The organism is Sphingopyxis sp. CCNWLW2 (assembly GCF_037095755.1).
Taxonomy (GTDB): Bacteria; Pseudomonadota; Alphaproteobacteria; order Sphingomonadales; family Sphingomonadaceae; genus Sphingopyxis.
Genome location: NZ_JBAWKJ010000002.1, coordinates 782,393 through 808,072, shown reverse-complemented (window position 1 = coordinate 808,072; position 25,680 = coordinate 782,393). Strand labels below are relative to the sequence as shown.

Sequence of the window (25,680 nt, the reverse complement as noted above, 5' to 3'; positions counted from 1 at the left end):
GATGGCCATCGAATTGAAAATGCCGGCACTGTCGCCGACGATGGAAGAAGGCACGCTCGCCAAGTGGCTCGTCAAGGAAGGCGACACGGTGAAGTCGGGCGACATTCTCGCCGAGATCGAAACCGACAAGGCGACGATGGAATTTGAAGCCATTGATGAAGGCACGATCGGCCAGATCCTCGTTGCCGAGGGCACCGACAATGTGAAGGTCGGCACCGTGATCGCCACGATCACGGGCGAGGGCGAGGAAGCCGCAGCTCCGGCGCCGGCCGTCGCACCGGCTGCTGCACCTGAACCGAAGGCCGAAACCCCGGCTCCGGCTCCGGTTGCGGCGCCCACCGCGTCCGAGCGCGCATCGGACCCCGCAATCCCCGAAGGCACTGCAATGACCCGCCTGACCGTCCGCGAAGCGCTGCGTGATGCGATGGCCGAGGAAATGCGCAAAGACGACCGTGTCTTCGTGATGGGCGAGGAAGTCGCCGAATATCAGGGCGCGTACAAGGTCACGCAGGGGCTGCTCGAGGAATTCGGCGCGCAGCGCGTCGTCGATACCCCGATCACCGAATATGGCTTCGCCGGTCTCGGCGCGGGCGCCGCGATGGGCGGCCTGCGTCCGATCATCGAGTTTATGACCTTCAACTTCGCGATGCAGGCGATCGACCACATCATCAACTCGGCGGCGAAGACCAACTATATGTCGGGCGGACAGATGCGCTGCCCGATCGTGTTCCGCGGTCCGAACGGTGCCGCGGCGCGTGTCGGCGCGCAGCACAGCCAGAATTTCGCACCCTGGTATGCGAGCGTCCCCGGGCTGATCGTGATCGCGCCTTATGACGCCGCCGATGCCAAGGGGCTGCTGAAGGCCGCGATCCGCACCGAAGACCCCGTCGTCTTCCTCGAAAACGAGCTGCTCTACGGCCGCAGCTTCGATGTTCCCGAGGTCGACGATTTCGTCCTGCCGATCGGCAAGGCACGGATCATGCGTCAGGGCAGCGATGTCACCATCGTCAGTTACTCGATCGGCGTCGGGCTCGCGCTCGAAGCCGCCGACGAGCTGGCGGGCGAGGGCATCGACGCCGAGGTGATCGACCTGCGCACGATCCGTCCGCTCGACACCGCGACGGTGCTCGCGAGCCTCAAGAAGACGAACCATCTTGTCATCGTCGAGGAAGGCTGGCCGGTCTGTTCGATCGCCAGCGAACTCGCGATGGTCGCGATGGAGCATGGCTTTGACGATCTCGACGCGCCGGTGATGCGCGTGTGCAACGAGGATGTGCCGCTGCCCTATGCGCACAATCTCGAAAAGGCCGCGCTGATCGATACGCCGCGCGTCGTCGCAGCCGTGAAGGCGGTCCGCAATCGCGCCTGACGACCAAGAGACGGCTTTCTACCCCGATATGCGCGATCCGCGCGTGCTGGTCTCCGTACCGCACGCGCGGCGCGCCGCCATGTCGGCGCTTTGGGGATTGGCCGCACGGCTGACCAAGCTGCTGCTCGATGCGCGCGAGCCGCTGATCGGGCAGATCAAGCTCGCCTGGTGGCGCGACATGGCGGCGATGATCGCAAGCGATCCGGGCGCGCTGCCCAAAGGCGAGCCGCTGCTCGCCGAACTTCAGGAAACATGGGCGGGGCAGGGCGGTCTCGACGCGCTCGTCGACGCCGCCGAAGCGATGCTGCTTGCCGAGAGCGACGGCGATCGGCGCGCGGCCTCCGAAGGCTTTGGCGAACACCTCTTTGCGCTGTCCGGCGGCGGTGAAGCTGGCGGAAAGCGCTGGGGTTTGATCTGGGGTGCGGGTGTCGAGGAAGGCGAGGCCGAAGCCCGCGATCTGCTCGGTCAGGCGAAGGCGCGGGATGCGCCGTCGCGCAGGATTTTTGGCCGAAACCGGTCGCTTCTGATGCTCGACCGCTGGGCCGGCATGATCGCGAGCCACGATGGCGAGCGGCATTTGCGCAGCGAAGGACTGCTCCTGCTGCGCCTCGGCCTGTTCGGTCGCTGACGATAAAAATGCACCGGGGGTGGAAATGCCGCGCCCGAACATCTATCTTGTCCGGTACAAAATAGGGTCGCAGGGGACATTATATGTTCAACGGGCTGATTGCCTATCTCGATTCGATCAAGGCGCGCGATCCGGCGCCGCGGTCGCGCTGGGAAATTCTACTCTATCCGGGTTTGGTTGCGGTCGGCATGCACCGCATCGCGCATTGGCTGTTCGAGGCGCGGCTGTTCTTCCTCGCGCGCTTCGTCAATCACTTGTCGCGCTTCCTGACCGCGGTCGACATTCATCCGGGGGCGACGATCGGCCGTCACCTGTTCATCGATCACGGCTTTGGCGTCGTGATCGGCGAGACCGCCGAGATCGGCGACAATGTCTCCATCTATCAGGGCGTGACGCTGGGCGGCACCGACCCCGCGAACGGTATCGGCGGCAAGCGCCATCCGACGCTGGCCGACGATGTGATCGTCGGATCGGGCGCGCAGATATTGGGCCCCGTCACCGTCCATTCACGCGCGCGCGTCGGCGCCAACGCCGTGGTGACCAAGGATGTGCCCGAGGGCGCGGTGATGGTCGGCATCCCGGCGCGCTCGACCTTGCTCGATGCAACCGAATATGCGCGCGAGTTCGTGCCCTATGGCACGCCATGCAGCGAGACTTTCGACCCCGCGACGCAAAGGGTCGAACTGCTGCAATGTCAGCTCGACCTGATGCAGAAGCAGCTGAAAGCCCTGCTCGACGAACGCGAATTCGCGGCCGAGGACGACGAAGCGCCGCGGCGCAAAGGGAGCCGGACCGGCGCCTGATGGGCACGGTCACGCCTCTACCGTTCGGCAATAACAGAGCGGCACCGCAACAGACCGGTTTCGAGCGCCCCGAACTCATGCGCATCCTTGACCTCTACGGCCGCATGGTCGCGGCAGGACATTGGCGCGACTATGCGATGGATTTCCACCGCGACGCCGCGATCTTCTCGGCCTTTCGCCGCGCCGCCGAGCGGCCCGAATATCGCATAGAAAAACGCCCCGCCTTGCGGAGCCGGCAGGGCATGTGGGCCCTTGTCTCCGAAGCCGGGGCGATTTTGAAGCGCGGGGACGAGCTGTCGAATGTGCTCGCCCCCGTCGAACGCAAGCTTATGAAGCTGGTATCGGACTGACCGGACGGATCGTCGCGGGCAGCTGGTTCGCCAGATTGTCGGGCAGGAAGCCGACCACCACCGCCCGCGCATTCTGCCAGAAGGCCGAGAGCAGCAGCAGCGCCGATCCGATCACGAAAGCCGTGAGCGCTACGTTAAGCTCGACCGCGCCAAAGGTGTTGAACAGCTGTGTCATCGCGAACAGCACATAGGCGAGCGCCGAGACGAGCAGCGCGCGGCGGTCGATCGCGAGCGCGATGAACCCGAACAGGATGTAGACGCCGATCACCATCACCGCCGCGGCGCTGCCGATGTCGTCGCCGCGCGTGACGCCGAGCAGGTGGAAGATCGGGTGCGCGATCATCGGCGCGGCGAGCAGGTGGAGCCAGAAGGCAACGTCGCTGCGGCGCGTCTGACGCACGCGGTCGCTGCGGTCCCACCACATCGCGAGCGCGAAGACGCCGAGCCCGGCGATCAGCACGAGGATCATCGGCAGCGTGCCGTCGGGGCTGGGCATTCCGGTGATCGCGAGTACGAGCGCGACCGCGGTGGCGGCGAGCGCGGCGGTCCCGGCGGCGACGGTGATCGGCACCATGAAACGCTTCCAGTGCGCCCAGGTCGCCCCGGCGGTCACGAGCGCCATGGCGCCGATGAGGATCGCGCCGACGGTTTCGCCGGGATCGCTCCCGAAAATCGCCTCGCCATGCTCGACGAGGACACCCACCATCGTCGCGAACACCCCGCCTGCAAAGGCGAGGACGAGCACGATACTGGGCAATGCCATACGGCGTTTGCGGGTGAAATATTCGGCGAGGAACCACGCCGAGCCGGCGACGAACGCGCCGCCGAGCGCAGGATGGATCGAAGCGCCGATCCAGCCGACCGCGACGAGCAGGATCACCGCCGCGATGCTGACGAAAATATCGTTGAAGCCGGTAATGAGGCGGAATGATTCCTCATCCGCTCCGGGAGCGGCGCGCACCGATGCGATATGCGACCGGAAAGCCAGCGCGGCCTCCGGCGTCAGTACCTTTGCATCGACCGCAGCTTGCAGGTCGGTTTCACTATACATCGGGGTCGTCCTTCTGTCCGATCCCCTTGCCCCGCATCGCTTCTAGCAAGACTGTATTGGTGATGCAATACAATAAGTCAGGCGAAGATATGTGCCGAGGTGAGCCGCTCGCGTTGCGCCGTCGTGATGCGATCGACCAGCCGATAGGCAGCGGGATAGAGCGCAAGACTGACCAGCGCGGCGAAGATACCGATCTGGAGACCCGTTTCCAGTTCGGCGGGAGAGCCGGGGTTGAGCGTCAGGCGGAGCGAAATATTCGACGCGATGTTCGAGATCAGCCAGGTGCCCCACCAGATCGCGAGCAGCCCCTCGGGCCGTTCGAGCTGGTCGCCCTGTCCGCCATGGCTGGCATTCCAGACCTGCCGCATGACCGCATAGGGTTTGAAGAGATTGGCAATCGGGACGAAGAACCACCCGATCGCCCAGCCCGGCGTATAGTCGAAGCCGACGGTTCCTGCGGAAACGACATTGGCGGCCGCGCGATAGATCCACATGCTGAAGAAGACGATCGTGACGAGCAGCAGCAGGACGTCGGTGAGGCCGACGGCCGCATAGAGCGCCGCCACTCCGGTCAGCTCGACATTTTCGTCGAGCGAAATATAGCCTTGCAGCTCGGCGACCTGCCCGGCCAGCGTCGCCAATATCACCACAAACCCGGCGAGCAGCAGGAATTTCAGGATTCTGGCGCGCGTCCGAAGCAGGTCGATCCCGTCGCCAAGGCTCATGTCCGCCATATCATCCCCCCGCACGGGAACGCCGTCCGGGCGTTACCGTGCGGGGGGATATCAGGTTCAGCCCAGCGCCATCAATGCCTTCATTACATTCATCGACTGTTCGCTGCCCGACTGCGGGACGGTTTCGCCATTGCGGTCGATGATTTTCTCCCACGCCGCGGCGACGCCTTCGGGGGTGCGCTCGCCTTCGGGCAGCGCGACGCCCGGGGTCATCGTGACATAGGCGGCGTGATAGGCACCCGCGCCCGCGCCGACGATCATGTTGGTCGGGGCATCCTCGCTGACCAGATAGAGCGCCGCCGGAACGACATTCTCGGGCGTGAACTTCTCGAACAGCTCGGCGGGGAAGATGTCTTCGGTCATGCGCGTGCCCGCGACCGGGGCGATCGTGTTGCAGCGGATGTTGTACTTCGCGCCTTCGAGGTGGAGCGTCTTGGTGAGGCCCGCGAGGCCCAGCTTCGCCGCGCCGTAATTGGCCTGGCCGAAATTGCCGTAGAGGCCGGTCGACGACGCGGTCATCAGGATGCGGCCATAGGCTTGCTCGCGCATCAGGTCCCAGCACGCCTTGGTGACATTGGCGCTGCCGCTGACATGCACCTTCAGCACCAGGTCGAAATCGGCGGGCTCCATCTTGGCAAAGCTCTTATCGCGCAGGATGCCGGCATTGTTGATCAGGACGTGGACGCCGCCCCATTCTTCCTTCGCCTTCGCCACCATTTCGGCCATCTGGTCATATTCGGTGACGCTGCCGCCGTTCGAGATCGCGGTGCCGCCCGCGGCGCGAATTTCCTCGACGACCTGCAGCGCCGCGTCCGAATGGCCGGTGCCGTCGCGCGATCCGCCGAGGTCGTTGACGACCACCTTGGCGCCGCGCCGCGCGAGTTCGAGCGCATAGGCGCGGCCAAGGCCGCCGCCGGCGCCGGTGACAATAGCAACGCGGCCGTCAAATTTGATCGTCATGATGGTCTCCCGGAAAGGGCATGCCCCGAAGAAAGGTTGCCCGAAAAAACTGGAACGTCCTTAGCCGTTCGCACCCCGCTGGCAAGAGGGAGAGAAAATGTCGGTTGCAACGGAAATGTCATCTTAAAGACGTGCAACTGTCATATATCGGTCATAACAGCGCCCGCAGATTGTCACCCTTTCGCAACGGAGCAAATCCCTCATGCGCCATGCCCTGACCGCCGCCCTGCTGGCGACGTCGATGTTCAGCCTACCGACCGCCGTCCACGCCCAGGCGATGACGGCCGAGGAGGCGGCAGAGCTGCGCGCCGAACTCGCGGCGCTGAAGGCCAAGGTCCAGACGCTGGAGACACGGCTCGACACCGCGACTCCGCAGCCGGCGCCCGCACCGGTCGCGGTGGTGCCGCCCGCGCCGCCTTCGGTGACCGCGAAGCCCGCGACCGAGATCAGCTGGAAGGGCGCGCCCGAGATCAAGACCGCCGACGGCTGGAGCTTCAAGCCGCGCGGCCGCGTCCAGCTCGACGTCGCGGGTATCGACGCGCCCGCGGGCGTCACCGGCATCCGCGGCGGCACCGCGACCGAATTCCGCCGCATCTATCTCGGCGTCGACGGCAAGATCCCGGGCGGTTTTTCGTACCGCGTCGAGGCCGATGTCGCGAACAGCGAGGTCGAACTCACCGACATTTACCTGACCTACGGCACCGGGCCGCTGTCGGTCACCGCGGGCCAGATCAAGCCCTTCTGGGGACTCGACGACATGACGAGCGACCTGTTCACCAGCTTCATGGAACGCGCTGCATTCGTGCAAGCATTCGGCTTCGAGCGCCGCGTCGGCCTGTCGGCGCAATATAAGGGCAAGGCCGTGCTGCTCCAGGGCGGAGTGTTCGGCGACAATGCCCGCGACCTGACCGACAGCAACCACAGCCTCAGCGTCGATGGCCGCGTCGTGTTCATGCCGAAGGTCGGCAATACACAGCTTCATCTTGCCGCATCGGGCCATTACCGCGACCCGAATGACCCCGCGGCGACGAACCGCTATCGTGCGCGGCCGTTCGTCCACACGACCGACGTGCGGCTGGTCGACACGGGGCTGCTCGACATATCGAGCGAACGCGGCCTCGGCCTCGAAGGCGCGGTGCTGGCCGGGCCGTTCCACGCCGCGGGCGAAGCCTATTGGCAGAGCGTCAAGCGCAGCACCGCCGCCGCCGACCCGACCTTCTTCGGCGGCTATGCCGAGGTCGGCATGGTGCTCACCCCCGGTGATGCGCGCGGCTACAGGGACGGCGCGTTCGACCGCCTCAAGCCGTCGAAGCCGATTACCGCCGGCGGGATCGGCGCGATCGAGGTCAATGCGCGCTACGACTATCTCGACCTCAACGACGCCGGCGTCCGCGGGGGGCAGCAAAAGACCGCGCTGATCGGGCTCGTCTGGTCGCCGATCGACTATATCCGCATCACCGCCAACTACGGCAAAGTCTGGCTCGACGATGCGCGCGTCGCCACCGCGACGGGCGACCGCAGCTATTCGGCCGACACGTTCGGGCTGCGCACGCAGATCGATTTCTGATCCGGCGGCATTCCGTCGACTCCGGCGATCAATGTGCGGTGCTGTTCGAAAAGCCGTTCATCACCACCACGCCGCTTATGATCAGCGCCATGCCGATCATGGCGGGCGTGTCGAGCTTCTGGCCCTGAAAGACCCACGCGATCGCCGCGATCAGGACGATCCCGACGCCGGACCAGATCGCGTAGGCGATTCCCGTTGGCAAGGTTCTGAGGGTCAGCGACAGGAAATAGAAGGCGACAATTTATCCGCCGGCGGTAATCAGCGACGGGACGAGCTTCGTGAAGCCTTCCGATTGTCTCATAAAGCTGGTTGCGATGACCTCTGCAACGATGGCGATGGCGAGATAGATATATTGCACGGGCGTACTCCGTCGTCGGTAGCGGCGGGGCGGCAACTGCAATTCCGCGCCACCTGCCGCAAAAGGCTGGTCGACGCCGTGGCGGAGAAGAACCCGTCAAGCGGGCGCAGGAGATACCAGCCTGCTACTCTATTCTCGGCACGCCGGACCTATCCGGCCTGACGGTGAGAATCAACCGGGCCGGTGCCGTCCGACGTCAGACGCTCTTGCCCGCATCCAGCGCATAACCGGCCGAGCGTACGGTGCGGATGATATCGCTCGTGCCGGGCAGGTTGATCGCTTTCCGCAGCCGCCGGATATGGACGTCGACGGTGCGCAGTTCGATATCGCTGTCCTGGCCCCAGACGCTGTCGAGCAATTGCCCGCGCGAGAAGACGCGGCCCGGATGCTCCATGAAATGGCGGAGCAGGCGGAATTCGGTCGGGCCCATCGCGACGATCTGGGCGTTGCGCACGACCTTGTGCGCGACCGAATCGAGCTCGATGTCGGCATAGGTCAGCATCTCGCCCGCCAGCGCGGGGCGGAGGCGGCGGAGCACCGCTTGGACGCGTGCGACGAGTTCGCGCGGACTGAACGGCTTGGTGACATAATCGTCGGCGCCGGTCTCGAGCCCGCGGATACGATCCTCTTCCTCGCCGCGCGCGGTGAGCATGATGATCGGGACGTTCGCCGATTTCGGATTGCGGCGCAGGCGCCGGCAAACCTCGATGCCGGGCAGGCTCTCGATCATCCAGTCGAGCAGGACGATGTCGGGCACGCGTTCCTCGACGAGGACGAGCGCCTGCTCGCCGTCGGGTGTCTGGCGGACCGAAAAGCCCTCGCGCGCGAAATGCCAGACGATGAGTTCGGCGATCGCCTCGTCATCCTCGATCAGCAGCAGATCGGGCTGTGGCATCAGCCTTGCTCCTGCTCCGCTGACGCACTGTCTTCGGGGGTCTCGCCGCGTTCGCGTTCCTCCATATGTTCGCCGGTGACGACATAATAGACCATCTCGGCGATGTTCGTCGCATGGTCGCCCATGCGCTCGAGGTTCTTGGCGACGAACAGCAGGTGCGCGCTCTCCGAGATATATTTCGGATTTTCCATCATGAAGGTGACGAGCGTGCGGAAGATGCTGTTGTAGAAATCGTCGACATTCTTGTCGCGCACCGTCACCCGCACCGCGAGTTCGGCGTCGCGCGCCGCGAAGCTGTCGAGCGCGTCGTGGACCAGCTCGACGACGATGTTCGACATCGACATCAGCAGCGGGATCGCCTCGATCGAGCGCGTCTGGTCCATCAGAGCGACGCGCTTGGCGATATTCTTCGCATAGTCGCCGATGCGCTCGACGACCGAGACGATTTTCAGCGCCGCGATCATTTCGCGCAGGTCGTCGGCCATCGGCGCGCGGAGCGCGATCGTCTGCACCGCGAGCTGTTCGACCTCGGCCTCGAGCGCGTCGATCTTCTTGTCGTCGCGCACGACCTGCGCCGCGAGGTCGAGATCGCCCTTGCTGAGCGAGGTCATTGCCTGGAGCAGCGCCTGTTCGGCGCGGCCGCCCATTTCGCTGATCAGCCCGCGCAGGCGGTTGAGGTCTTCGTCGAAGGCTTTGACCGTATGATCGTTCGTTAGTGCCATCACTCTTGTCCTTTTGGCTGCGGCTTAACCGTAGCGGCCAGTGATATAGTCCTTGGTGCGTTCCTGCTTCGGGTTGGTGAAGATGTCGGTGGTCTTGCCGTACTCTACCAGCGTCCCGAGGTGGAAAAAGGCGGTGCGCTGCGACACGCGAGCCGCCTGCTGCATGTTATGCGTGACGATCACGATCGCATATTTGCCGCGCAGTTCGTGGATCAGCTCCTCGATCTTCGCGGTCGCGATCGGGTCGAGCGCCGAGCAGGGCTCGTCCATCAGTATGACTTCGGGGTCGACCGCGATCGCGCGCGCGATGCACAGGCGCTGCTGCTGGCCGCCCGACAAAGCGGTGCCGCTTTCGGCGAGCCGGTCCTTGACCTCGTCCCACAGGCCGGCGCGCACCAGCGCGCGTTCGACGATGACGTCGAGGTCGGCCTTGTTCGGCGCAAGCCCGTGGATGCGCGGGCCATAGCCGACATTGTCATAGATCGACTTGGGGAAGGGGTTCGGTTTCTGGAACACCATGCCGACGCGCGCGCGCAGCTGCACGACGTCCATCGACGGCGCATAGATATCCTCGCCGTCGAGCTCGATCTGGCCGGTGACCTTGGCACTGGCGACGGTGTCGTTCATCCGGTTCAGCGAACGCAGGAAGGTCGACTTGCCGCAGCCCGACGGGCCGATGAAGGCGGTGACGAGGTCGGTGCCGACGTCGATCGACACGTCGTTGATCGCCTGTTTCTCGCCATAGAAGACGTTGACGCCGTGCGCCTTCATCTTGGGGTCGGCGATGGTAAGATCGTCTTGGGTCATGGGGTCACCAGCGTTTTTCGAATTTGTTGCGAAGATAGATCGCAAAGGCGTTCATCGACAGCAGCACGATAAGCAGCACGATGATCGCGGCGGAGGTTTTCTCGACAAAGCCCCGGTCGACTTCGTCCGACCAGAGGAAGATCTGCATCGGCAGCACGGTCGAGGGCGAGCAGATGCCGCCCGGAACGTCGCCGATAAAGGCGCGCATCCCGACGAGGAGCAGCGGCGCGGTCTCGCCCAGCGCGCGCGCCATGCCGATGATCGTGCCGGTGAGGATGCCGGGGAGGGCGAGCGGCAGGACATGGTGGAACACCACCTGCACGGGACTTGCGCCCACACCCAAGGCGGCGTCGCGGATCGACGGCGGGACCGACTTGATCGCGTTGCGGCTGGCGATCACGATCACCGGCATCGTCATCAGCGCGAGCGTCAAACCGCCGACGAGCGGGCTCGCCTGACACAGCCCGAACCAGTTGATGAACACCGCGAGCGCGAGCAGGCCGAAGATGATCGAGGGCACCGCGGCGAGGTTGTTGATCGACACTTCGATGAGGTCGGTCCAGCGGTTCTTCGGCGCATATTCTTCGAGATACAGCGCCGCGAGTACGCCGGTCGGGAAGGCGATGAGGAAGGCGATGAAGATCGTCAGCACCGAGCCCTTCAATGCGCCCCAGATGCCCGCGACTGCGGGATCGGTGGCGTCGGCGTTCTTGAAGAAGGGCCAGTGGATGCCCGTCGACAGCTTGCCGTCCTTCTCCAGCGCATCGACCTTCGCACCGAGTGCGCCCCTGGCACCTTCCTTGGCGGCGATGTCGACTTCGGACGAGGCAGGCAGCTCGAACACCGTCTTGCCGTTCAGCAATTCGGGGTCGTCCTTGATCGCGCTGCGGACTTCCTTCCACGCATTTTCGGAAATCAGCTTCGATCCGTCGGTCCCCAGCGCCTCGTCGGCGGCAAAGGCGACGATGTCGGCGAGCCCCGCATTCGCGATCACCTGATCGGCGTCGGCATCACCGAGGCGCGACGTGTCGACCGTCAGCGGCATCGCCTTGAAATCGACCGGCACCGCGACATGCGTATACATGAAGCCGCGCGCGCCGTTGCCGACCATCACGAATAGCAGGAAAGCGAGGAAAGCGCCCGAGAGCAGCACCGCGCCCAGCCCGATCAGCTTGAAGCGGCGTTCGGCGGCGTAGCGGCCCGCGATGCGTTTCTGCATCACGGCGCCTTTCCAGTCGGTGGGGGCGGTCTGCCTATTCATAAGCTTCACGATACTTTTTGACGATGCGCAGCGCGACGATGTTGAGCAGCAGCGTGACGATGAAGAGGACGAGGCCGAGCGCGAAGGCGGCGAGCGTTTTCGCGCTGTCGAATTCCTGGTCGCCGGTCAGCAGCTTGACGATCTGCGCCGTCACCGTGGTGACGCTGGCAAAGGGGTTGGCGGTCATGTTGGCCGACAGGCCCGCCGCCATCACCACGATCATCGTCTCGCCGATCGCACGGCTGACCGCGAGCAATATGCCGCCCATCACGCCCGGAAGCGCGGCGGGGATCAGCACCTGGCGGATCGTCTCGTTCGGCGTCGCGCCCAATGCGAGCGAACCGTCGCGCATCGCCTGCGGCACCGCGTTGATGCTGTCGTCGGCCATCGAGGAGACGAAGGGGATGATCATCACGCCCATCACGATACCCGCGGCGAGCGCGCTTTCGGTCGAGGCGTTGGGAATACCGAGCATCACCGCGAACTCGCGCAGCGCTGGGGCGACGGTCAGTGCGGCGAAATAGCCGTAAACGACCGTCGGCACGCCGGCGAGGATTTCGAGCAACGGCTTCACCCATTTGCGCACAGTCGGCGCGGCATATTGGGTGAGGTAGACCGCGGTCATCATCCCGATCGGGATCGCGACGATCATCGCGATGATCGCACCGATCAGGATCGTGCCCCAGAAGAGCGGGATGCCGCCAAAGGTGTCGGGCTGCGGCGCGCCGCTCGTCGGCGCCCATTCGGTGCCGAACAGCAGCTCGGTTGGCGAGACGAGGCGGAAGAAGCGGATCGATTCAAAGAGCAGCGAGAGCACGATGCCAAAGGTCGTCACGATCGCGACGAGCGACGCGAGCAGCAGCACGAGCATCACGATCTTTTCGACCCGCGTCCGCGCCCGGAAATCGGGGCGGATGCGCGTGAAGGCATAGAGCCCGCCCGCGAGCGCCAGCGCGAGCATCGCCGCGATGCCGATCCACGCATATTTGTGGCTCGCGTCGGCGTAGGGCTTCACCAGCGGCGCCGCGGCGGGCAGTCGCACGTCGGCCTGCTTACCCTCGGCCACGCTGCGCGCGTCCGACAGGATCGCGCCGCGCTCGAACCCGAACGACGGCAGCGACTGCGCCGCCTCGGTCGCTAGCACCTGATTGGTGATCAGCGCCGGCGAGACCGACGACCACACCGCAAGAAACAGCGCCGCGGGGGCGAACAGCCAGAGCGCGACATACCAGCCATGATATTGCGGGCGCGAATGCAGCTTTTCGCCCGCACGGCCGGCCAGCAGGTTCGACCGCGCGCGGCCGGCGAGCCAGCCGATCAGCGCGAGACCCGCAATCAAAAGCAAAAGGGCGGCGGCGTTGAAGGTCACGTCGCGATATCCGTCCTGCACAAATCAAAAAAGTCGGCGGCCGGATCGGGCGAACCCGCCCCGGCCACCAGCGGGAGGAAACCTACTTCAGCTCGGCGCCGTTCAGCGCGGTCATGCCCTTGCCGTTCGCCGCCGCGGTGTCCGCGATCGCCTTCGGCGACACGATCAGGCCCTTGGCGTTCAGATAGCCGCCTTCGCCCGCACCCTTCAGGAACTCGGCGACATATTCGGCGAGCCCCGGGACGACACCGACGTGGGCCTTCTTCACATAGATGAAGAGCGGACGCGAACCGGGATAGCTGCCATCGGCGATCGCGGCATAGCTGGGCGCGACGCCCTGCACCGGAACCGCCTTGATCTTGTCCTTGTTGGCGTCGAGATAGCTGAAACCGAAGATGCCGAGGCTCGTCGGGTTCTTGTCGAGCTTCGAGATGATGAGGTTATCATTCTCGCCTTGCTCGACATAATAAGGCGCGCCGCGCAGCGTGGTGCAGGTCGCCTCATGCTTTTCCTTGTCGCTGTCCTTCAGCGCCTTCATTTCGGGATTGGCGTCGCAGCCACGCCCAAGGATCAGCTCCTTGAACGCGTCGTACGTGCCGCTGGTCGAAGGCGGGCCAAAGACCGAAATCGCGACCGCGGGGAGGGCGGGGTTCACGTCCTTCCACGTCTTCGCGGTGTTCGGCTTGCCATAGGGGTTCGCGGCGAGCGCCTTATAGACATCTTCTTCCGACAGCTTGAAGCCGGGGCCGCGCGAAGCTTCGCCCAGCGCGATGCCGTCGATGCCGACCTGGATTTCGACGATCTCCTTGACGCCATTCGCGGCGCAGGTGTCGAATTCCTTCTTCTTGATGCGGCGCGACGCGTTCGCGATGTCGGGGGTGTCGCCGCCAACGCCCGAGCAGAAACGCTCGAACCCGCCGCCGGTGCCCGTGCTGTCGATCTTCGGCGTCTTGTTGCCCGTCGCTTCGGCGAACTTCTCGCCAACCGCGGTGGCAAAGGGATAGACGGTCGAGGACCCGACCGCGCTGATATAATCGCGCGCACCGCCGCCCGAAGACGCCTGATCCTGGCACGCGGAAAGCGCCAGCGCGCACGTCGCGGCACCAGCGACGCCAAGCAACCGGGGAGCGAATTTCTGCAGCATGAAATGATCCTGTGGTGGGGGTCGTTACCGATCCAAGCCACCACCCCCGCGGCGACTCGCTGAGGGCCATTTGGGCGCGTTGTGTGACGTGTATGTGACAGGAAGTGTCATATAAGTGTCATGGGCACGGTCAAATTTCGATAATTTTACTTTGGCCAAAAGCTGCGCAATCCCAATGGCCTTCCTATGGAGGTCATGCGAAAGCTACGTCTTTGATATACGCTTCCGCATGTCGCAATATTATTACGCCAGCAATACATTGAAATATAACAATAAAAAATGTCATCATTAACATGTGGAGCGGTACGGCAGAAACGCGGATTACGTCCATATGCGTTTGCGTTGCAAAAACACCAGATAAACCGCAGAAAAATCGATAAGAGTCTATAGGTGGAGGAAAGATTATGACTTGACATGAGGACGTGATCGAATGATGCAATGGCATCTCGATCTGGGAGCGATGAAAATGAATGACGTGAAACTATCGATGCAGTTTGGCTCGGCATCTTTCTCCGCAGAAGGTAGCGAGAGCTTTGTATTGAACGCATACCAGAAATGGTCAGAGATGTCGACCAATCCTAACTTTAGTCAGGGATCTGGCGCCGGGGGGTTGCCGAACTCAGTAAATGAGGGAGGGAAGGCTAATGGAAATGCAAATCCGGAAAGTCAGTATGAGAACGTATACGATGAGCTAGACGGAAAGCTTAAAATCATAGCTCATATGCCGGGAGGAAATAAAGCAGACCGAACTCGCAACACTGCTTTGACGCTTCTGTTTGGAAACTACATAAGGGGTCAGCAAACAACTAACTCCGACGATTTGAAGGAATCTTGTCTGGACCAAGGATGTTATGATTCGTCAAATTTCGCAAGTCACTTGAAGGGATTAAAGGACAAGGTGGCGATGAATCCTAAGCCGGGCGGCGGATATGACATCAAGCTGACTGCTCCTGGGCGAAAGGCGGCCCAGTCATTTGTCGAGGCCCTAAATAATGCGGCTGAATGATTTTCTGTCAGACATCTCTACCGTTGAGATAGGTGAGGCACTCTCAAGGACCTACGACGATATTGTAAGGCACTATGTCTCGCGAAATTGGAAGTCGGCGGGACTGGACGCCGGGCATTTTGTGGAGGCATGTCGAAGGTTTTTAGAATACAAACTTTTTGGCGCCGCGACGCCGATTTCTAAGGCTCTGTCCAACTTTAGTGACGCTGCCTTGGCGAAATACCTTAGTGCTAGTGGAGACGAAGCCTATAGAATACTGATTCCGAGGTTGTTGTGGGCCTTGTATGCGCTACGGAATAAGCGGAGCATCGGCCATCTCGGAGCAGTCCCGGCAAGCGAGATTGATGCTTCGATTTTGTTGAACGGAGCGAAATGGATCATATCAGAAATTGTACGGATCGAATCTTCGCTTTCTCAGGCTGATACGGCAGCTTTGGTTAGAGGAATCATTGCGAGGCAGGAGGTCATCGTATGGAAAGACGGTCCCGTAACGCGGGTCCTTGATCAATCCTTGGAGGCCCGTGAGAAAGCGTTGGTCCTACTCGCTTTTACTGGAGATAAATCCGAAGATGACCTGCGGATCGACGTTTGTTACAAAAATCCCACGAATTTTCGCAAGATTTTGAAAAGATTAGATGAATCTGGGCTCATTTTCCACAGTAAAGAGTTATGTTGCATTTCACCAACGGGAACTGCCGAGGCGGAGAAGATTGCAAGAAACTTTCTCGATAAAAGTTAGGGGAAGGTGCCGACCATGATCCTCATCACCGGCCACGCCATCCTCACCCCCGAGCATCGCGAGCGCATGATCGCGCTCGGCGCCGAACATAGCGCGCGGTCGCGGTCCGAGCCGGGGTGTCTGGCGCATAATTGCCATATCGATGTCGAGAACCCCGACCGGCTGATGTTCGTCGAGGAGTGGGAGAGCGTCGACGCGGTCCGCGCCCATTTCGCGCTGCCCGCCTCGCGCGGCTTCGTCGCCGAGATGCGCGCGCTGTCGCCCGCGCCGCCGGTGATCCGCATCCATGCCGCGGAGGATATCACCGCGACGCTGATGGGGTAGGGCGCGGCGCCATCTACTCCCCTTTATCGTCACCCCGGACTTGATCCGGGGTCCCGCTTTTCGAGGCTGCTGAGCGGGGCCCCGGATCAAGTCCGGGGTGACGAATGGGGAGAGGGCAAAAACCTCTGTCCTACAATATCTTGCCGTGCCACCATCGCTTTGGTCTTCCCTTTGTGTGATGCGCGCGCCACGGCAATATGTGTCGGGTGCGCCGACCGCGGATCGGCTTAAAGCCACAAAGGACACAAAATCGCATCGCTCATGCGGGGCTTTTGTGGCTTTAGCGCGGGCAGGACGGCACATCGGGGGAAAGCCGGGGGGCATATGAGCGGGTTCGAATTCATCTTTTCGCTGTTCGGGCTGATCCTCGGCCTCGCGCTCGCCGAGGGGCTCGGCGGGCTGGCGAAGGCGCTCAAGGCCAGCCACCGCGTCCGCATCGGCTGGCCGACCGCGCTGCTCGGGCTGTTCGTGTCGGGCGACGTCGTGACCTTCTGGATGTACGGCTGGGCGATGCGCGACCTGTTGCCGCTGAGCTGGCCAGTGCTGTTCGGCGGCTTTATTGTCACCGCCATCTATTTCCTCGCGGCGAGCCTCGTCTTTCCCGACGATGCCGAGGCGTGGGGAGACCTCGGCGCGCATTTCGACAAACATTATCGCAAGGTCCTCGGCGGCATCCTGCTGTGCAACGTCGCGCTGCTCGCGACCGTCGCGGGGCTCGCGAAATGGCCGCCCTTCGACCCGCGCAACCTCGTGATCACCTGGAGCTTCTTTCCCGTCGCGCTCCTCGCGATCGCGGCAAAGGACCGGCGCCTCGTGTGCGCCTGCCTCGTCTGGCTGATCGCACTCTACCCGCTCTCGGCGGTGTGGCACTGATTTACCGGGCCGCGGTGACCGCGGTGGTCTTGGCGACGACGCGCCATCCGGCGTCGGTGCGATAGAGCAGGAGCTGGTCGACGTACCGGTCGCCGCCGAAATGCAGTTCATAGGTGACCGCGCTCATCGACGGCGTCGCGTCGCGGCGGTCGAGGACGCGCCCGGTCGCGGCGGGATCGGGCCGCGCCGCCCAGTCGCCGAGCACCTCGGCGAAGCGCTTGCAGCCGATCGGCGCAGCGCCTTCCTTTGCCAGTGTGCAGAATTGTCCGTCGGGCAGGAACAGCGCCTCAAGAAGCTCGACCCGTCCCGTGCGCAGCCCGTCGACATAGGCTTCGAGCGCGGCTTCGGGTGAGGACGGCGCTGGTGCCGCTACCGTCGGCCCCGCCGTCAGCAGCGCAGCGATGAAGGGAAGGGCAAGGCGTACAGGATCGATCGGCATTGCATGAGACTCCCGCCGCAAATCATGCGGGCAGCCTAGCCGCCTCTGCGCGGTTTCTCCAGCGGGAGTCGCGAAGGGAAGGGGCCCCGAAATCTCGTTCGGGACCCTTTCCCTTCGGTCCATTCAGTCGGTGGTCGGCGTGCTGCCGGCCGCGGGCGCCGCCGGCGCTTCGGCCGCGGGCGCCACCGCGGCGGCGGGCGTCACCACCGCAACGCTGGCCGCGGGGGCCAGCTGCGCGGTCGGGATGATCACCGCACCCGCCGGGATCGAATAGGCCAGCGCCTCGTTCGTCCGTGCCATCAGATGCTGGCCGCTCGGGATGATCGCCGATTTGCCGGTGACGAAGGCGCCGAACACGCCGACCGCGATCGCCGCGCCGATCGCGGCGCCGGTGTTGCCCTCACCCTCCTGCCGGTGCATGCCCGCCAGCGGCAGGCGATGGCCGTTGGGCAGCGTCAGTTCGTTGAAAGTGACTTCCATCTTCGCCGACTTGCCGAACGCGCCCTTGCCGGTGCGCCAGGTCACGGTGCCCATGCCGCGCGTGCCCTTCGGGATCACGACGACACCATTGTGCATCACGTCGAAGACGGTGTGCATCGGGATCGTGTGCCCCTCGCGCAATTTCTTGCTGTTCGCCTCGGCATCGGGCGTCAGGATCACTTCGGTGTAGGACGGCAGCATCAGGCCGGGCGCCCGCGCCGCGACGGCGAGCGCCGGTGCGGCGGCGACGGCCGGGATTGCAGCCGGCGTGGCGGTAGGTTCGGCGACGGCGGCGGGTTCGGCTGTCGCGGCGGGTGCCGAGGCTTCCTGCGCCTGAACCGAAATCGAAAGCATGGTAAAAGAGACCGCAAAAGCGGCCGCGCCCCTCAGGTAATTCATCCATTTTCCCCCAAGCCGCAGAGTGCGGCCGAAAGTTACTTGCAAGGCTGTCAGTGCCTTGTCAATCGGGTCCGCCGTTTGGGGATAAGGCAATTACTTCAGCAATGGCGCCAGATACTGGCCGGTGAAGCTGCGCTTCTCCTTCACCACTTGCTCGGGCGTGCCCGCGGCGACGATTTCGCCGCCCTTGACCCCGCCCTCGGGACCAAGGTCGAGGATATAATCGGCGGTCTTGATGACGTCGAGGTTATGCTCGATGACGATCACGCTGTTGCCCTGATCGACGAGCGCCTGGAGCACTTCGAGCAGCTTCCGCACATCCTCGAAATGCAGGCCGGTGGTCGGCTCGTCGAGGATGTAGAGCGTTTGCCCGGTCGAACGGCGCGACAATTCCTTCGCGAGCTTGACGCGCTGCGCCTCGCCCCCCGACAAGGTCGTCGCCTGCTGCCCGACCTTGATATAGCCCAAGCCCACGCGGACGAGCATCGCCATCTTTTCGCGGATCGACGGCACCGCCTTGAAGAATTCGGCGGCATCCTCGACCGTCATGTCGAGCACGTCGGCGATGCTGTGGCCCTTGAACTTCACCTCGAGCGTTTCGCGGTTGTAGCGTTTGCCGTGGCACGTCTCGCACGTCACATAGACGTCGGGCAGGAAGTGCATCTCGATCTTGATCAGCCCGTCACCGGTGCAGGTCTCGCAGCGCCCGCCCTTGACGTTGAAGCTGAAGCGCCCGGGCTTGTAGCCGCGCGCCTGGCTTTCGGGCAGCCCCGCGAACCAGTCGCGGATGATCGTGAAGGCGCCCGTATAGGTCGCGGGGTTGCTGCGCGGCGTGCGGCCGATCGGCGACTGGTCGATATCGATCACCTTGTCGCAATGCTCGAGCCCTTTCAGGCTGTCGTGCGGCCCCGCGATCATCCGCGCGCCGTTGAGCACGCGCGCCGCGCTGGCATAGAGCGTGTCGATGATCAGGCTCGACTTGCCGCTGCCCGACAGGCCGGTGACGCAGGTGAAGGTGCCGAGCGGGATCTTCGCGGTGACATTCTGGAGGTTGTTCGCGCGCGCGCCCTTGAGCACGAGGTCGAAGCCGTTGCCCTTGCGGCGGTGCTTGGGCACTTCGATCCGCTTCGCGCCGGTGAGATACGCGGCGGTCAGGCTCTTCGTGTTCGCGAGCACTTCGTCGAGCGTGCCCTCGGCGACAATCTCGCCGCCGTGGAGCCCCGCGCCGGGGCCCATGTCGACGACATAGTCGGCGTGACGGATCGCGTCCTCGTCATGCTCGACGACGATCACCGTGTTGCCGAGATCGCGAAGACGCTTCAGCGTCGCGAGCAGCCGGTCGTTGTCGCGCTGGTGGAGGCCGATGCTCGGCTCGTCGAGCACGTAGAGGACGCCCGACAGGCCGCTGCCGATCTGCGAGGCGAGGCGGATGCGCTGGCTCTCGCCACCCGACAACGTGCCCGACGTGCGGTTGAGGTTGAGATAATCGAGCCCGACATTGTTGAGGAAGCCGAGCCGCTCGTTGATCTCTTTCAGGATCGCCTTGGCGATTTGCTTCTGCGTGTCGTTGAGTTTCGCATCGAGCGTGCTGAACCAGCCGAGCGCGTCGGCGACCGAGCGCTGCGCCGACAGACTGATGTCCTCGCCCGCGATCTTCACCGCGAGCGGTTCGGGGCGCAGGCGCGCGCCGTGACACGTCTCGCACGGATGCGGCGCCTGATATTTGCTCAGCTCCTCGCGCATCCACGCGCTCTCGGTCTGGAGCAGGCGGCGGTTGAGGTTGCCGATCACCCCCTCGAACGCCTTGTGCGTCGTGTAGCTGCGCTTGCCGTCCTTAAAGGTCAGTTCGACGGGTTTGCCGCCGCTGCCGTAGAGGATGATGAGCTGCACCTCGCCGGGCAGGTCCTGCCAGGGCGTTGTCAGGTCGAAACCATAGGCTTTGCCGAGGCTTTCGAGCACCTGCATATAATAGGGCGAGGGCGGGTTCGATTTCGCCCACGGCACCACCGCGCCCTTTTTCAGGCTGAGCGCGTGGTTGGGGACGACGAGGTCGGGGTCGAACTCCTGCCGCTCGCCGAGGCCGTCGCACGCGGGGCACGCGCCCTGCGGCGCGTTGAAGCTGAACAGCCGCGGCTCGATTTCGGCGATCGTGAAGCCCGAGACGGGGCAGGCGAATTTCTCGCTGAAGATCAGCCGGTTCGCGGGAATGCCCGCGCCCTTCATCGCGCCGCCGGTGTCTTCCTCTTCGCGTCCCGGCACCGGCCCGTCGGCGAGGTCGACATAGGCGAGCCCTTCGGCGAGCTTCAATGCCGTCTCGAAACTGTCTGCGAGCCGCGTGCCCAGCCCTTCGCGGACCGCGATACGGTCGACGACGACTTCGATGTCATGCTTGTATTTCTTGTCGAGCGCGGGCGCTTCGCCGATCTCGTAGAACTCGCCGTCGATACGGACGCGCGTGAAGCCGTCCTTCTGCCACTGCGCGAGCTCTTTCTTATATTCGCCCTTACGCCCGCGCACGACGGGGGCGAGCAGGTAGGCGCGCGTGCCCTCCGGCAGCGCCATCACGCGGTCCACCATGTCGGTGACCGTCTGCGCCGAAATCGGCTCGCCGGTTGTCGGCGAATAGGGAATGCCGACGCGGGCCCACAGCAGGCGCATATAGTCGTAGATCTCGGTCACCGTCGCGACGGTCGAGCGCGGGTTGCGGCTCGTCGTCTTCTGCTCGATGCTGATCGCCGGCGACAGCCCGTCGATATGCTCGACGTCGGGCTTTTGCATCATCTCGAGGAACTGGCGCGCGTAAGCCGACAGGCTCTCGACATAACGCCGCTGCCCCTCGGCATAGATGGTGTCGAAGGCGAGCGACGATTTGCCGCTGCCCGACAGGCCGGTGATGACGATCAGCGCATCGCGCGGCAGGTCGACGTTCACGCCCTTAAGGTTGTGCTCGCGCGCGCCGCGCACGGAAATATGGGTGAGACTCATGGGGGAGGTTTGTTCCAGATTTGTTCTAATGGCGCAAGTCCGGTTTTGCGCGGTTGCGTCATAGATAGGGTGGGCCGAAGCGCATCGCAATGCGCCTATGCAAGCCAGCCTTTCCACCAACATCCCAAAGGCTTCGACCAAGCGTCGTGTCGGTTGCTTGACCGCTTGGCGTCACAGGCGGACAAGAATGGCCATGTGCGCCGTCTCGACCCGACGGCGCAGGCAATCGGGAGACTGGGGAAATGAAGAGCTTTTTTTGGGGCGCCGCGGGACTGGCGATGGTAGCGGCGCTGGCGGCTGTGCCGGCGGTGGCGAGCGACGTGGGCGTCAATGCAACGCTATGGGCTGCGACGGCTGACGAGGGTGACGCTTCGTCGGCGGGATCGCTGAAGGCGCTGACCTTCGGCAAATGGGGTGTCGACCTCGATGCGCGCGATCCGTCGGTGAAGCCCGGCGACGATTTCGACAAATACGCCAACGGCGGCTGGTTCGCGCGCACCGAGATTCCGTCGGATCAGGCCTCGGCGGGGGTGGACTATGATGTCTATAACCTGACCCAGCGTCAGCTCCGCGCGGTCGTTGCGGGGGCGCCCGCGGCGAGCCAGGTTGGCGGGCTGTATCAGAGCTTCATGGACGAAGCGCGCGTCGAAACGCTCGCCGCCAAGCCGCTGCTCGCCGACATTGCCGCAGTCGCGGCGATCAAGGACAAGAGCGAGATGGCGCGCTTCATGGGCGGCACGCAGGGGACGTTCGGATCGACGATCGTCAGCGGCGGTCCCTATGCCGATACCGCCGATCCGACGGTCAACGTCCTGTGGCTGGGGCAGGCGGGGATCGGGCTGCCCGAGCGCGACTATTATCTGAACGACAGCTTCAAGCCGCAGCGCGACGCGTACCGCGCCTATATCGCACGGACGATGAAGATGGCGGGCAATGCCGACCCCGAAAAGGCGGCCGATGCGATCATGGCGTTCGAGACCGAGATCGCGAAGGTCAGCTGGGCGATCGCCGACCGCCGCGATATCGGCAAGATCAATAATCCGATGTCGTCGGACGAACTTGCGGCCTATGCGCCGGGGCTCGACTGGAAAGCCTGGTTTGCGGGTTCGGGCATCGCGCCGCAAAAGCGCATCATCGTCAACGAAAAGACCGCGGTGCGCGATATCGCGGCGCTCTATGCCAAGACGCCGCTCGATACGATCAAGCTGTGGCAGCAGTTCCACGTCGCCGACAATGCCGCGCCCTATCTGTCGAAGGCGTTTGTCGACAGCCGCTTCGAATATACCAAGGCGCTGAGCGGCGTCGGCGAACTGCGCCCGCGCTGGAAACGCGGGCTAACGCTCGTCGACGGCAGCCTTGGCGAACTCGTCGGCGAAACCTATTCGAAGCAATATTTCCCGGCGAGCGCGAAGGCGAAGATGGAGGTGCTCGTCACCAACCTGAAGCTCGCGATGGGCGACCGGATCCGCGGCAACAGCTGGATGGCGCCCGCGACGAAGGACGCCGCGCTGGCGAAGCTTGCGAAGATGGATGTGATGGTCGGTTATCCCGACAAATGGCGCGATTATTCGGGGCTGAAGATCGACCCCGCCGACCTTTACGGCAATGTGAAGCGCAGCGCGGCGTTCGAATATGCCTATGCGCTGTCGGATTTGAACAAGCCCGTCGACCGCAAGAAATGGTCGATGAACCCGCAGGAAGTGAACGCCTATAATGGCGGGCTCGAGAATAAGATCGTGTTCCCGGCGGGCATCCTGCAGGCGCCTTACTTTAGCGAAAGCGTCGACGATGCGGTCAACTATGGCGCGATCGGCGCGGTAATCGGCCACGAGATCACGCATGGCTTCGACGATCAGGGCCGCAAGATCGACGCCGAGGGCGCGGTGCGCGACTGGTGGACGCCCGAGGATGCGGCGCGCTTCGATGCGCAGGCGAAGGCGTTCGGCGCGCAATATGCGACTTATGAGGCGGCGCCCGGGTCGTTCATCAACCCCGAGCTGACGATGGGCGAGAATATCGCCGACCTTGCCGGGCTCGAGGTCGCTTATGACGCCTATCAGCGCTCGCTCGGCGGCAAGCCCGCGCCGGTGATCGACGGGCTGACCGGCGACCAGCGCTTCTTCCTCGCCTTTGCGCAGGCGTGGCGGACAAAGCAGCGCGAGGATGCGATCAAGCAGCAGGTCGCGAGCGATCCGCATAGCCCCGCGCGCTGGCGCATCATCGGGCCTGTGCGCAACGTCGATGCGTGGTATAAGGCGTTCAGCGTCGCCGCGGGCGCCAAATATTATCTGAAGCCCGAGGAGCGCACCAGGATCTGGTAAGTCCTGAGACCCCTTTCTCAGGATCGGGCGGGGGCGGCTTCGTGCCGTCCCCGTACCGCCATCGCGGTCAGCGACAAGGCCGCGCCAACAATGACGAACAATGCGGGGAAGCCGCCGAGCACCGACATCATGCGGATGCCGTCGATGCCGCCGCCGGCGACCAGAACGATGGCGACCAGCCCGACGGTGATGCCCCACACCGCCTGCACCCACAGCGGCGCCTCGGGGGCGTCGGGCGTAATGCCGCGCGTCGACAGCGCGCTCATCGCCGAGACGTTGGCGTCGGCGCCGGCGACATAAGACAGGAAGATCGCGAACAGCACGATCCCGGCCACGACGGGGCCGCCGCCGAGCGCGCTGAACAGCCGGAACAGCACCGGATCGGGGCCTTGCGCGGTGAGGACGGCATAAAGGCTGGCGCCGCTCTGTTGGTCGAACGCGATCGTCGCACCGGCAATGGCCGTCATCCACACCGCACCGAACAGCGACGGCAGGATGAGATTATAGAGGATGAAGGCGCGGACGCTGTACCCGACCGCGAGGCGGCCGAGGAACAGCGCGGTGACGGGCGCCCAGGCGAACCAGTTGGCCCAATTGAAGATCGTCCATTGTCGATGCCAGCCGGTGTCGACGTCGAGGCCGAGGTTTCGTGGGATGAAGGTCTGGAAATAGTCGACCGTCCCGCGCAGCGACAGGCCGAGCATGTCGGCGGTCGGCCCCGCAATCAGGACAAAGGCGATGATAGCGAAGAACAGCCAGGTGTTGAGCACCGAAAGCCCCGCGATGCCCTTTTGCAGGCCCGTCGCCGCCGAAATCAAGAAGCTCGCGACGATCGCTCCCGCTATCGCCCAGCGTAGCGGCGTGCCGCCGTCGAAGCCGCCGATCCCTTCGACCCCGCCCGCGAGCGCGAGCAGACCGGCGCCGAGCGACGCCGCCATGCCCGCGACGAGCGCATATAGGCAGATGATGTCGATGCCGGTGCCAACCGGACCATGCGCGCGCTGGCCGATCAGCGGAACGAACAGCGACGAAAGGCTGAAGGGTTCGCGGCGGTTATAATAGGCAAGCGCGAAAGCGAGGCCCGCGACGGTGTAGATGGCATAGGGCGTCAGCGTCCAATGCAGGAACATCGTCGACATGGCGAAGGTCGCCGCCGCATCGCTGCCCGGTTCGAGCCCCAGCATCGCGGGCGGGTCGTTGAGGTGGAAGAGCGGTTCGGCGGCGCCCCAGAAGAGGATGCCGGTGGCGATCGTGGTGCAAAGCGTCACCGCGAACCAGCGCCATCGGGTCAAAATGGGTTTCGCGTCCGGCCCGCCGATGATCCGCCCGCCGAGCGGCGAAACGGCAATGCCCGCCAGAAGCGCGAGAAAGCCGATTCCCGCCCAGGCGAAGAGCGGCGAAAAGTTGCGCAATATCCAGTCGTTGATCGCCGTCTCGGCCACGACGACGGCGGGGCCTTGCCATAGGCTGAGGACAACGGCGGCAAGAAGCACCGCGAGGGGCGTGAAAAACACCGGGCGATTGAGGGGATGCTTCGGAGACGCTGGCAAATGATCGGCCGATCGGACATGGTCAGAAGGATCAGCATGACGTTTGCCCCGCGCCAGGTCAATTCGGGGAGGTCAATTCGGGGCGGGAACGGGCCATCGGGCCAAGCGTTGGATCGGCAGATATGTGGATTTGAAGGAGAAGCTTCGATGACCAGGAATTTGATGGCGGCCACCGCCGCGCTTGCGCTGTTCGCCTCGGGTCAGGCGGCCGCCTTCCAGACGCCGGCCGATACGACGACGGCGGCGAAACCGATGAAGGACGGCACCACGGCCGAAGAACGATCGAACACCGCGCGGCTCAACGCCGAACAGGCGGCGCGCGCCAAGGCCGACAACACGGTCTATGCACAGGAAGTTTCCGCCGCGCAGCAACAGGTCGCACATGACCAGCAAGTGTTCAGCGAGGAAACCGCCGTTTATGAGGCCGAGAAGGCGCGGGTCGCCGCGATGTCCGCCGAAGAGCGGATGAAATGGGAAGCCGACGCCGCAGCGTGCAAGGCTGGCGACAAGACCCGCTGCGCCGTGCCGACGACGCCGCCGCGCTAA

At 64.0% G+C, this 25,680-nt stretch carries 24 protein-coding genes and 1 pseudogene; 11 read left to right on the top strand and 14 right to left on the bottom strand.

Features of this window, described 5'->3' with window-relative positions:
- Nucleotide 1: 1 nt before the first annotated feature.
- The 4 genes from V8J55_RS15010 to V8J55_RS14995 all read left to right on the top strand — a co-directional run bounded on the left by V8J55_RS15010 (nucleotide 2) and on the right by V8J55_RS14995 (nucleotide 3,150).
- The gene (locus V8J55_RS15010; protein ID WP_336446410.1) at nucleotides 2–1,369 is read left to right on the top strand and encodes a pyruvate dehydrogenase complex E1 component subunit beta; all 1,368 of its coding nucleotides are present in this window, start codon (nucleotides 2–4) and stop codon (nucleotides 1,367–1,369) included.
- 28 nt (nucleotides 1,370–1,397) lie between these two features.
- A complete protein-coding gene (locus V8J55_RS15005; RefSeq protein ID WP_336446409.1) occupies nucleotides 1,398–1,997 on the top strand; it encodes a hypothetical protein in 600 nt (199 codons plus the stop codon).
- Nucleotides 1,998–2,080: 83 nt separating this feature from the next.
- On the top strand, nucleotides 2,081–2,800 hold the full coding sequence (gene cysE, locus V8J55_RS15000) for a serine O-acetyltransferase (RefSeq protein ID WP_336446408.1): 720 nt from the start codon (nucleotides 2,081–2,083) through the stop codon (nucleotides 2,798–2,800).
- Nucleotides 2,800–3,150, top strand: coding sequence for a DUF2794 domain-containing protein (locus V8J55_RS14995; protein ID WP_336446407.1), 351 nt, complete (start codon nucleotides 2,800–2,802; stop codon nucleotides 3,148–3,150). Before cysE ends, V8J55_RS14995 begins: the two co-directional genes overlap by 1 nt.
- On the opposite strand, the gene V8J55_RS14990 is transcribed toward V8J55_RS14995, so the two are convergent.
- The 3 genes from V8J55_RS14990 to V8J55_RS14980 form a co-directional block, all read right to left on the bottom strand.
- Nucleotides 3,128–4,201, bottom strand: coding sequence for a hypothetical protein (locus tag V8J55_RS14990; protein WP_336446405.1), 1,074 nt, complete (start codon nucleotides 4,199–4,201; stop codon nucleotides 3,128–3,130). The two genes, V8J55_RS14995 and V8J55_RS14990, sit on opposite strands and share 23 nt — an antisense overlap.
- A gap of 77 nt (nucleotides 4,202–4,278) precedes the next feature.
- The gene (locus tag V8J55_RS14985) at nucleotides 4,279–4,935 is read right to left on the bottom strand and encodes a DUF4328 domain-containing protein (RefSeq protein ID WP_336446403.1); all 657 of its coding nucleotides are present in this window, start codon (nucleotides 4,933–4,935) and stop codon (nucleotides 4,279–4,281) included.
- Nucleotides 4,936–4,992: 57 nt separating this feature from the next.
- Nucleotides 4,993–5,895: an SDR family oxidoreductase gene (locus V8J55_RS14980; protein ID WP_336446402.1), complete on the bottom strand. Its 903-nt coding sequence runs from the start codon at nucleotides 5,893–5,895 to the stop codon at nucleotides 4,993–4,995.
- A gap of 202 nt (nucleotides 5,896–6,097) precedes the next feature.
- Between V8J55_RS14980 and V8J55_RS14975 the strand changes: the two genes are divergently transcribed.
- The gene (locus tag V8J55_RS14975; protein ID WP_336446400.1) at nucleotides 6,098–7,462 is read left to right on the top strand and encodes an OprO/OprP family phosphate-selective porin; all 1,365 of its coding nucleotides are present in this window, start codon (nucleotides 6,098–6,100) and stop codon (nucleotides 7,460–7,462) included.
- A 28-nt stretch (nucleotides 7,463–7,490) separates the two neighbouring features.
- On the opposite strand, the pseudogene V8J55_RS14970 reads toward V8J55_RS14975, so the two are convergent.
- From V8J55_RS14970 to V8J55_RS14940, 7 genes and pseudogenes are all read right to left on the bottom strand, one after another.
- Nucleotides 7,491–7,820, bottom strand: a pseudogene (locus V8J55_RS14970) (DMT family transporter).
- 196 nt (nucleotides 7,821–8,016) lie between these two features.
- A complete protein-coding gene (gene phoB / locus V8J55_RS14965) occupies nucleotides 8,017–8,715 on the bottom strand; it encodes a phosphate regulon transcriptional regulator PhoB (protein ID WP_336446398.1) in 699 nt (232 codons plus the stop codon).
- Nucleotides 8,715–9,437 (bottom strand): phosphate signaling complex protein PhoU, encoded by a 723-nt coding sequence (gene phoU / locus V8J55_RS14960; protein ID WP_336446397.1) that lies wholly within the window; start codon nucleotides 9,435–9,437, stop codon nucleotides 8,715–8,717. Before phoU ends, phoB begins: the two co-directional genes overlap by 1 nt.
- Nucleotides 9,438–9,461: 24 nt before the next feature.
- Nucleotides 9,462–10,244 carry a phosphate ABC transporter ATP-binding protein PstB gene (gene pstB / locus V8J55_RS14955; RefSeq protein WP_058538096.1) on the bottom strand — a complete coding sequence of 261 codons (783 nt, stop codon included), beginning with the start codon at nucleotides 10,242–10,244 and terminating at the stop codon, nucleotides 9,462–9,464.
- A gap of 4 nt (nucleotides 10,245–10,248) precedes the next feature.
- The gene (gene pstA, locus V8J55_RS14950; RefSeq protein WP_336446396.1) at nucleotides 10,249–11,505 is read right to left on the bottom strand and encodes a phosphate ABC transporter permease PstA; all 1,257 of its coding nucleotides are present in this window, start codon (nucleotides 11,503–11,505) and stop codon (nucleotides 10,249–10,251) included.
- Nucleotides 11,498–12,874, bottom strand: coding sequence for a phosphate ABC transporter permease subunit PstC (gene pstC, locus V8J55_RS14945; RefSeq protein WP_336446395.1), 1,377 nt, complete (start codon nucleotides 12,872–12,874; stop codon nucleotides 11,498–11,500). Before pstC ends, pstA begins: the two co-directional genes overlap by 8 nt.
- 82 nt (nucleotides 12,875–12,956) lie before the next feature.
- Nucleotides 12,957–14,018, bottom strand: coding sequence for a substrate-binding domain-containing protein (locus V8J55_RS14940; protein ID WP_336446394.1), 1,062 nt, complete (start codon nucleotides 14,016–14,018; stop codon nucleotides 12,957–12,959).
- A 430-nt stretch (nucleotides 14,019–14,448) separates the two neighbouring features.
- Between V8J55_RS14940 and V8J55_RS14935 the strand changes: the two genes are divergently transcribed.
- The 4 genes from V8J55_RS14935 (at nucleotide 14,449) to V8J55_RS14920 (ending at nucleotide 16,960) form a co-directional block, all read left to right on the top strand.
- Entirely contained in the window at nucleotides 14,449–15,024 is a 576-nt protein-coding gene (locus V8J55_RS14935) for a hypothetical protein (RefSeq protein ID WP_336446393.1), read from the top strand.
- Complete coding sequence (locus tag V8J55_RS14930) at nucleotides 15,011–15,763, top strand: hypothetical protein (protein WP_336446392.1); 753 nt, start codon at nucleotides 15,011–15,013, stop codon at nucleotides 15,761–15,763. The genes V8J55_RS14935 and V8J55_RS14930 overlap by 14 nt, the downstream gene beginning before the upstream one ends.
- Before the next feature lie 15 nt (nucleotides 15,764–15,778).
- Nucleotides 15,779–16,087: a putative quinol monooxygenase gene (locus tag V8J55_RS14925; RefSeq protein WP_336446391.1), complete on the top strand. Its 309-nt coding sequence runs from the start codon at nucleotides 15,779–15,781 to the stop codon at nucleotides 16,085–16,087.
- Between the two features lie 324 nt (nucleotides 16,088–16,411).
- Nucleotides 16,412–16,960 carry a hypothetical protein gene (locus V8J55_RS14920; RefSeq protein ID WP_336446390.1) on the top strand — a complete coding sequence of 183 codons (549 nt, stop codon included), beginning with the start codon at nucleotides 16,412–16,414 and terminating at the stop codon, nucleotides 16,958–16,960.
- 1 nt (nucleotide 16,961) lies between these two features.
- Here the strand turns inward: V8J55_RS14920 and V8J55_RS14915 are convergent, their stop codons facing one another.
- From V8J55_RS14915 to uvrA, 3 genes are all read right to left on the bottom strand, one after another.
- A complete protein-coding gene (locus tag V8J55_RS14915) occupies nucleotides 16,962–17,399 on the bottom strand; it encodes a nuclear transport factor 2 family protein (protein WP_336446389.1) in 438 nt (145 codons plus the stop codon).
- 123 nt (nucleotides 17,400–17,522) lie between these two features.
- Entirely contained in the window at nucleotides 17,523–18,278 is a 756-nt protein-coding gene (locus V8J55_RS14910; protein ID WP_336446388.1) for a hypothetical protein, read from the bottom strand.
- A gap of 93 nt (nucleotides 18,279–18,371) precedes the next feature.
- Nucleotides 18,372–21,263 carry an excinuclease ABC subunit UvrA gene (gene uvrA / locus V8J55_RS14905; RefSeq protein ID WP_336446387.1) on the bottom strand — a complete coding sequence of 964 codons (2,892 nt, stop codon included), beginning with the start codon at nucleotides 21,261–21,263 and terminating at the stop codon, nucleotides 18,372–18,374.
- Between the two features lie 242 nt (nucleotides 21,264–21,505).
- On the opposite strand from uvrA, the gene V8J55_RS14900 reads away from it, so the two are divergent.
- Entirely contained in the window at nucleotides 21,506–23,584 is a 2,079-nt protein-coding gene (locus V8J55_RS14900) for a M13 family metallopeptidase (protein WP_336446386.1), read from the top strand.
- Nucleotides 23,585–23,601: 17 nt separating this feature from the next.
- Here V8J55_RS14900 and V8J55_RS14895 read toward each other — a convergent pair whose 3' ends face one another.
- Nucleotides 23,602–25,098, bottom strand: coding sequence for a BCCT family transporter (locus tag V8J55_RS14895; RefSeq protein ID WP_336446385.1), 1,497 nt, complete (start codon nucleotides 25,096–25,098; stop codon nucleotides 23,602–23,604).
- A gap of 183 nt (nucleotides 25,099–25,281) precedes the next feature.
- Between V8J55_RS14895 and V8J55_RS14890 the strand changes: the two genes are divergently transcribed.
- Entirely contained in the window at nucleotides 25,282–25,680 is a 399-nt protein-coding gene (locus V8J55_RS14890; protein WP_336446384.1) for a hypothetical protein, read from the top strand.

What these genes read in the sequence shown, in the direction of transcription:
- V8J55_RS15010 (WP_336446410.1), top strand. Translation starts at nt 2, where the DNA reads ATGGCCATCGAATTGAAAATGCCGGCACTGTCGCCGACGATGGAAGAA.
- V8J55_RS15005 (WP_336446409.1), top strand. Translation starts at nt 1,398, where the DNA reads ATGCGCGATCCGCGCGTGCTGGTCTCCGTACCGCACGCGCGGCGCGCC.
- cysE (WP_336446408.1), top strand. Translation starts at nt 2,081, where the DNA reads ATGTTCAACGGGCTGATTGCCTATCTCGATTCGATCAAGGCGCGCGAT.
- V8J55_RS14995 (WP_336446407.1), top strand. Translation starts at nt 2,800, where the DNA reads ATGGGCACGGTCACGCCTCTACCGTTCGGCAATAACAGAGCGGCACCG.
- V8J55_RS14990 (WP_336446405.1), bottom strand. Translation starts at nt 4,201, where the DNA reads ATGTATAGTGAAACCGACCTGCAAGCTGCGGTCGATGCAAAGGTACTG.
- V8J55_RS14985 (WP_336446403.1), bottom strand. Translation starts at nt 4,935, where the DNA reads ATGGCGGACATGAGCCTTGGCGACGGGATCGACCTGCTTCGGACGCGC.
- V8J55_RS14980 (WP_336446402.1), bottom strand. Translation starts at nt 5,895, where the DNA reads ATGACGATCAAATTTGACGGCCGCGTTGCTATTGTCACCGGCGCCGGC.
- V8J55_RS14975 (WP_336446400.1), top strand. Translation starts at nt 6,098, where the DNA reads ATGCGCCATGCCCTGACCGCCGCCCTGCTGGCGACGTCGATGTTCAGC.
- phoB (WP_336446398.1), bottom strand. Translation starts at nt 8,715, where the DNA reads ATGCCACAGCCCGATCTGCTGCTGATCGAGGATGACGAGGCGATCGCC.
- phoU (WP_336446397.1), bottom strand. Translation starts at nt 9,437, where the DNA reads ATGGCACTAACGAACGATCATACGGTCAAAGCCTTCGACGAAGACCTC.
- pstB (WP_058538096.1), bottom strand. Translation starts at nt 10,244, where the DNA reads ATGACCCAAGACGATCTTACCATCGCCGACCCCAAGATGAAGGCGCAC.
- pstA (WP_336446396.1), bottom strand. Translation starts at nt 11,505, where the DNA reads ATGAATAGGCAGACCGCCCCCACCGACTGGAAAGGCGCCGTGATGCAG.
- V8J55_RS14940 (WP_336446394.1), bottom strand. Translation starts at nt 14,018, where the DNA reads ATGCTGCAGAAATTCGCTCCCCGGTTGCTTGGCGTCGCTGGTGCCGCG.
- V8J55_RS14935 (WP_336446393.1), top strand. Translation starts at nt 14,449, where the DNA reads ATGATGCAATGGCATCTCGATCTGGGAGCGATGAAAATGAATGACGTG.
- V8J55_RS14930 (WP_336446392.1), top strand. Translation starts at nt 15,011, where the DNA reads ATGCGGCTGAATGATTTTCTGTCAGACATCTCTACCGTTGAGATAGGT.
- V8J55_RS14925 (WP_336446391.1), top strand. Translation starts at nt 15,779, where the DNA reads ATGATCCTCATCACCGGCCACGCCATCCTCACCCCCGAGCATCGCGAG.
- V8J55_RS14920 (WP_336446390.1), top strand. Translation starts at nt 16,412, where the DNA reads ATGAGCGGGTTCGAATTCATCTTTTCGCTGTTCGGGCTGATCCTCGGC.
- V8J55_RS14915 (WP_336446389.1), bottom strand. Translation starts at nt 17,399, where the DNA reads ATGCCGATCGATCCTGTACGCCTTGCCCTTCCCTTCATCGCTGCGCTG.
- V8J55_RS14910 (WP_336446388.1), bottom strand. Translation starts at nt 18,278, where the DNA reads ATGAATTACCTGAGGGGCGCGGCCGCTTTTGCGGTCTCTTTTACCATG.
- uvrA (WP_336446387.1), bottom strand. Translation starts at nt 21,263, where the DNA reads ATGAGTCTCACCCATATTTCCGTGCGCGGCGCGCGCGAGCACAACCTT.
- V8J55_RS14900 (WP_336446386.1), top strand. Translation starts at nt 21,506, where the DNA reads ATGAAGAGCTTTTTTTGGGGCGCCGCGGGACTGGCGATGGTAGCGGCG.
- V8J55_RS14890 (WP_336446384.1), top strand. Translation starts at nt 25,282, where the DNA reads ATGACCAGGAATTTGATGGCGGCCACCGCCGCGCTTGCGCTGTTCGCC.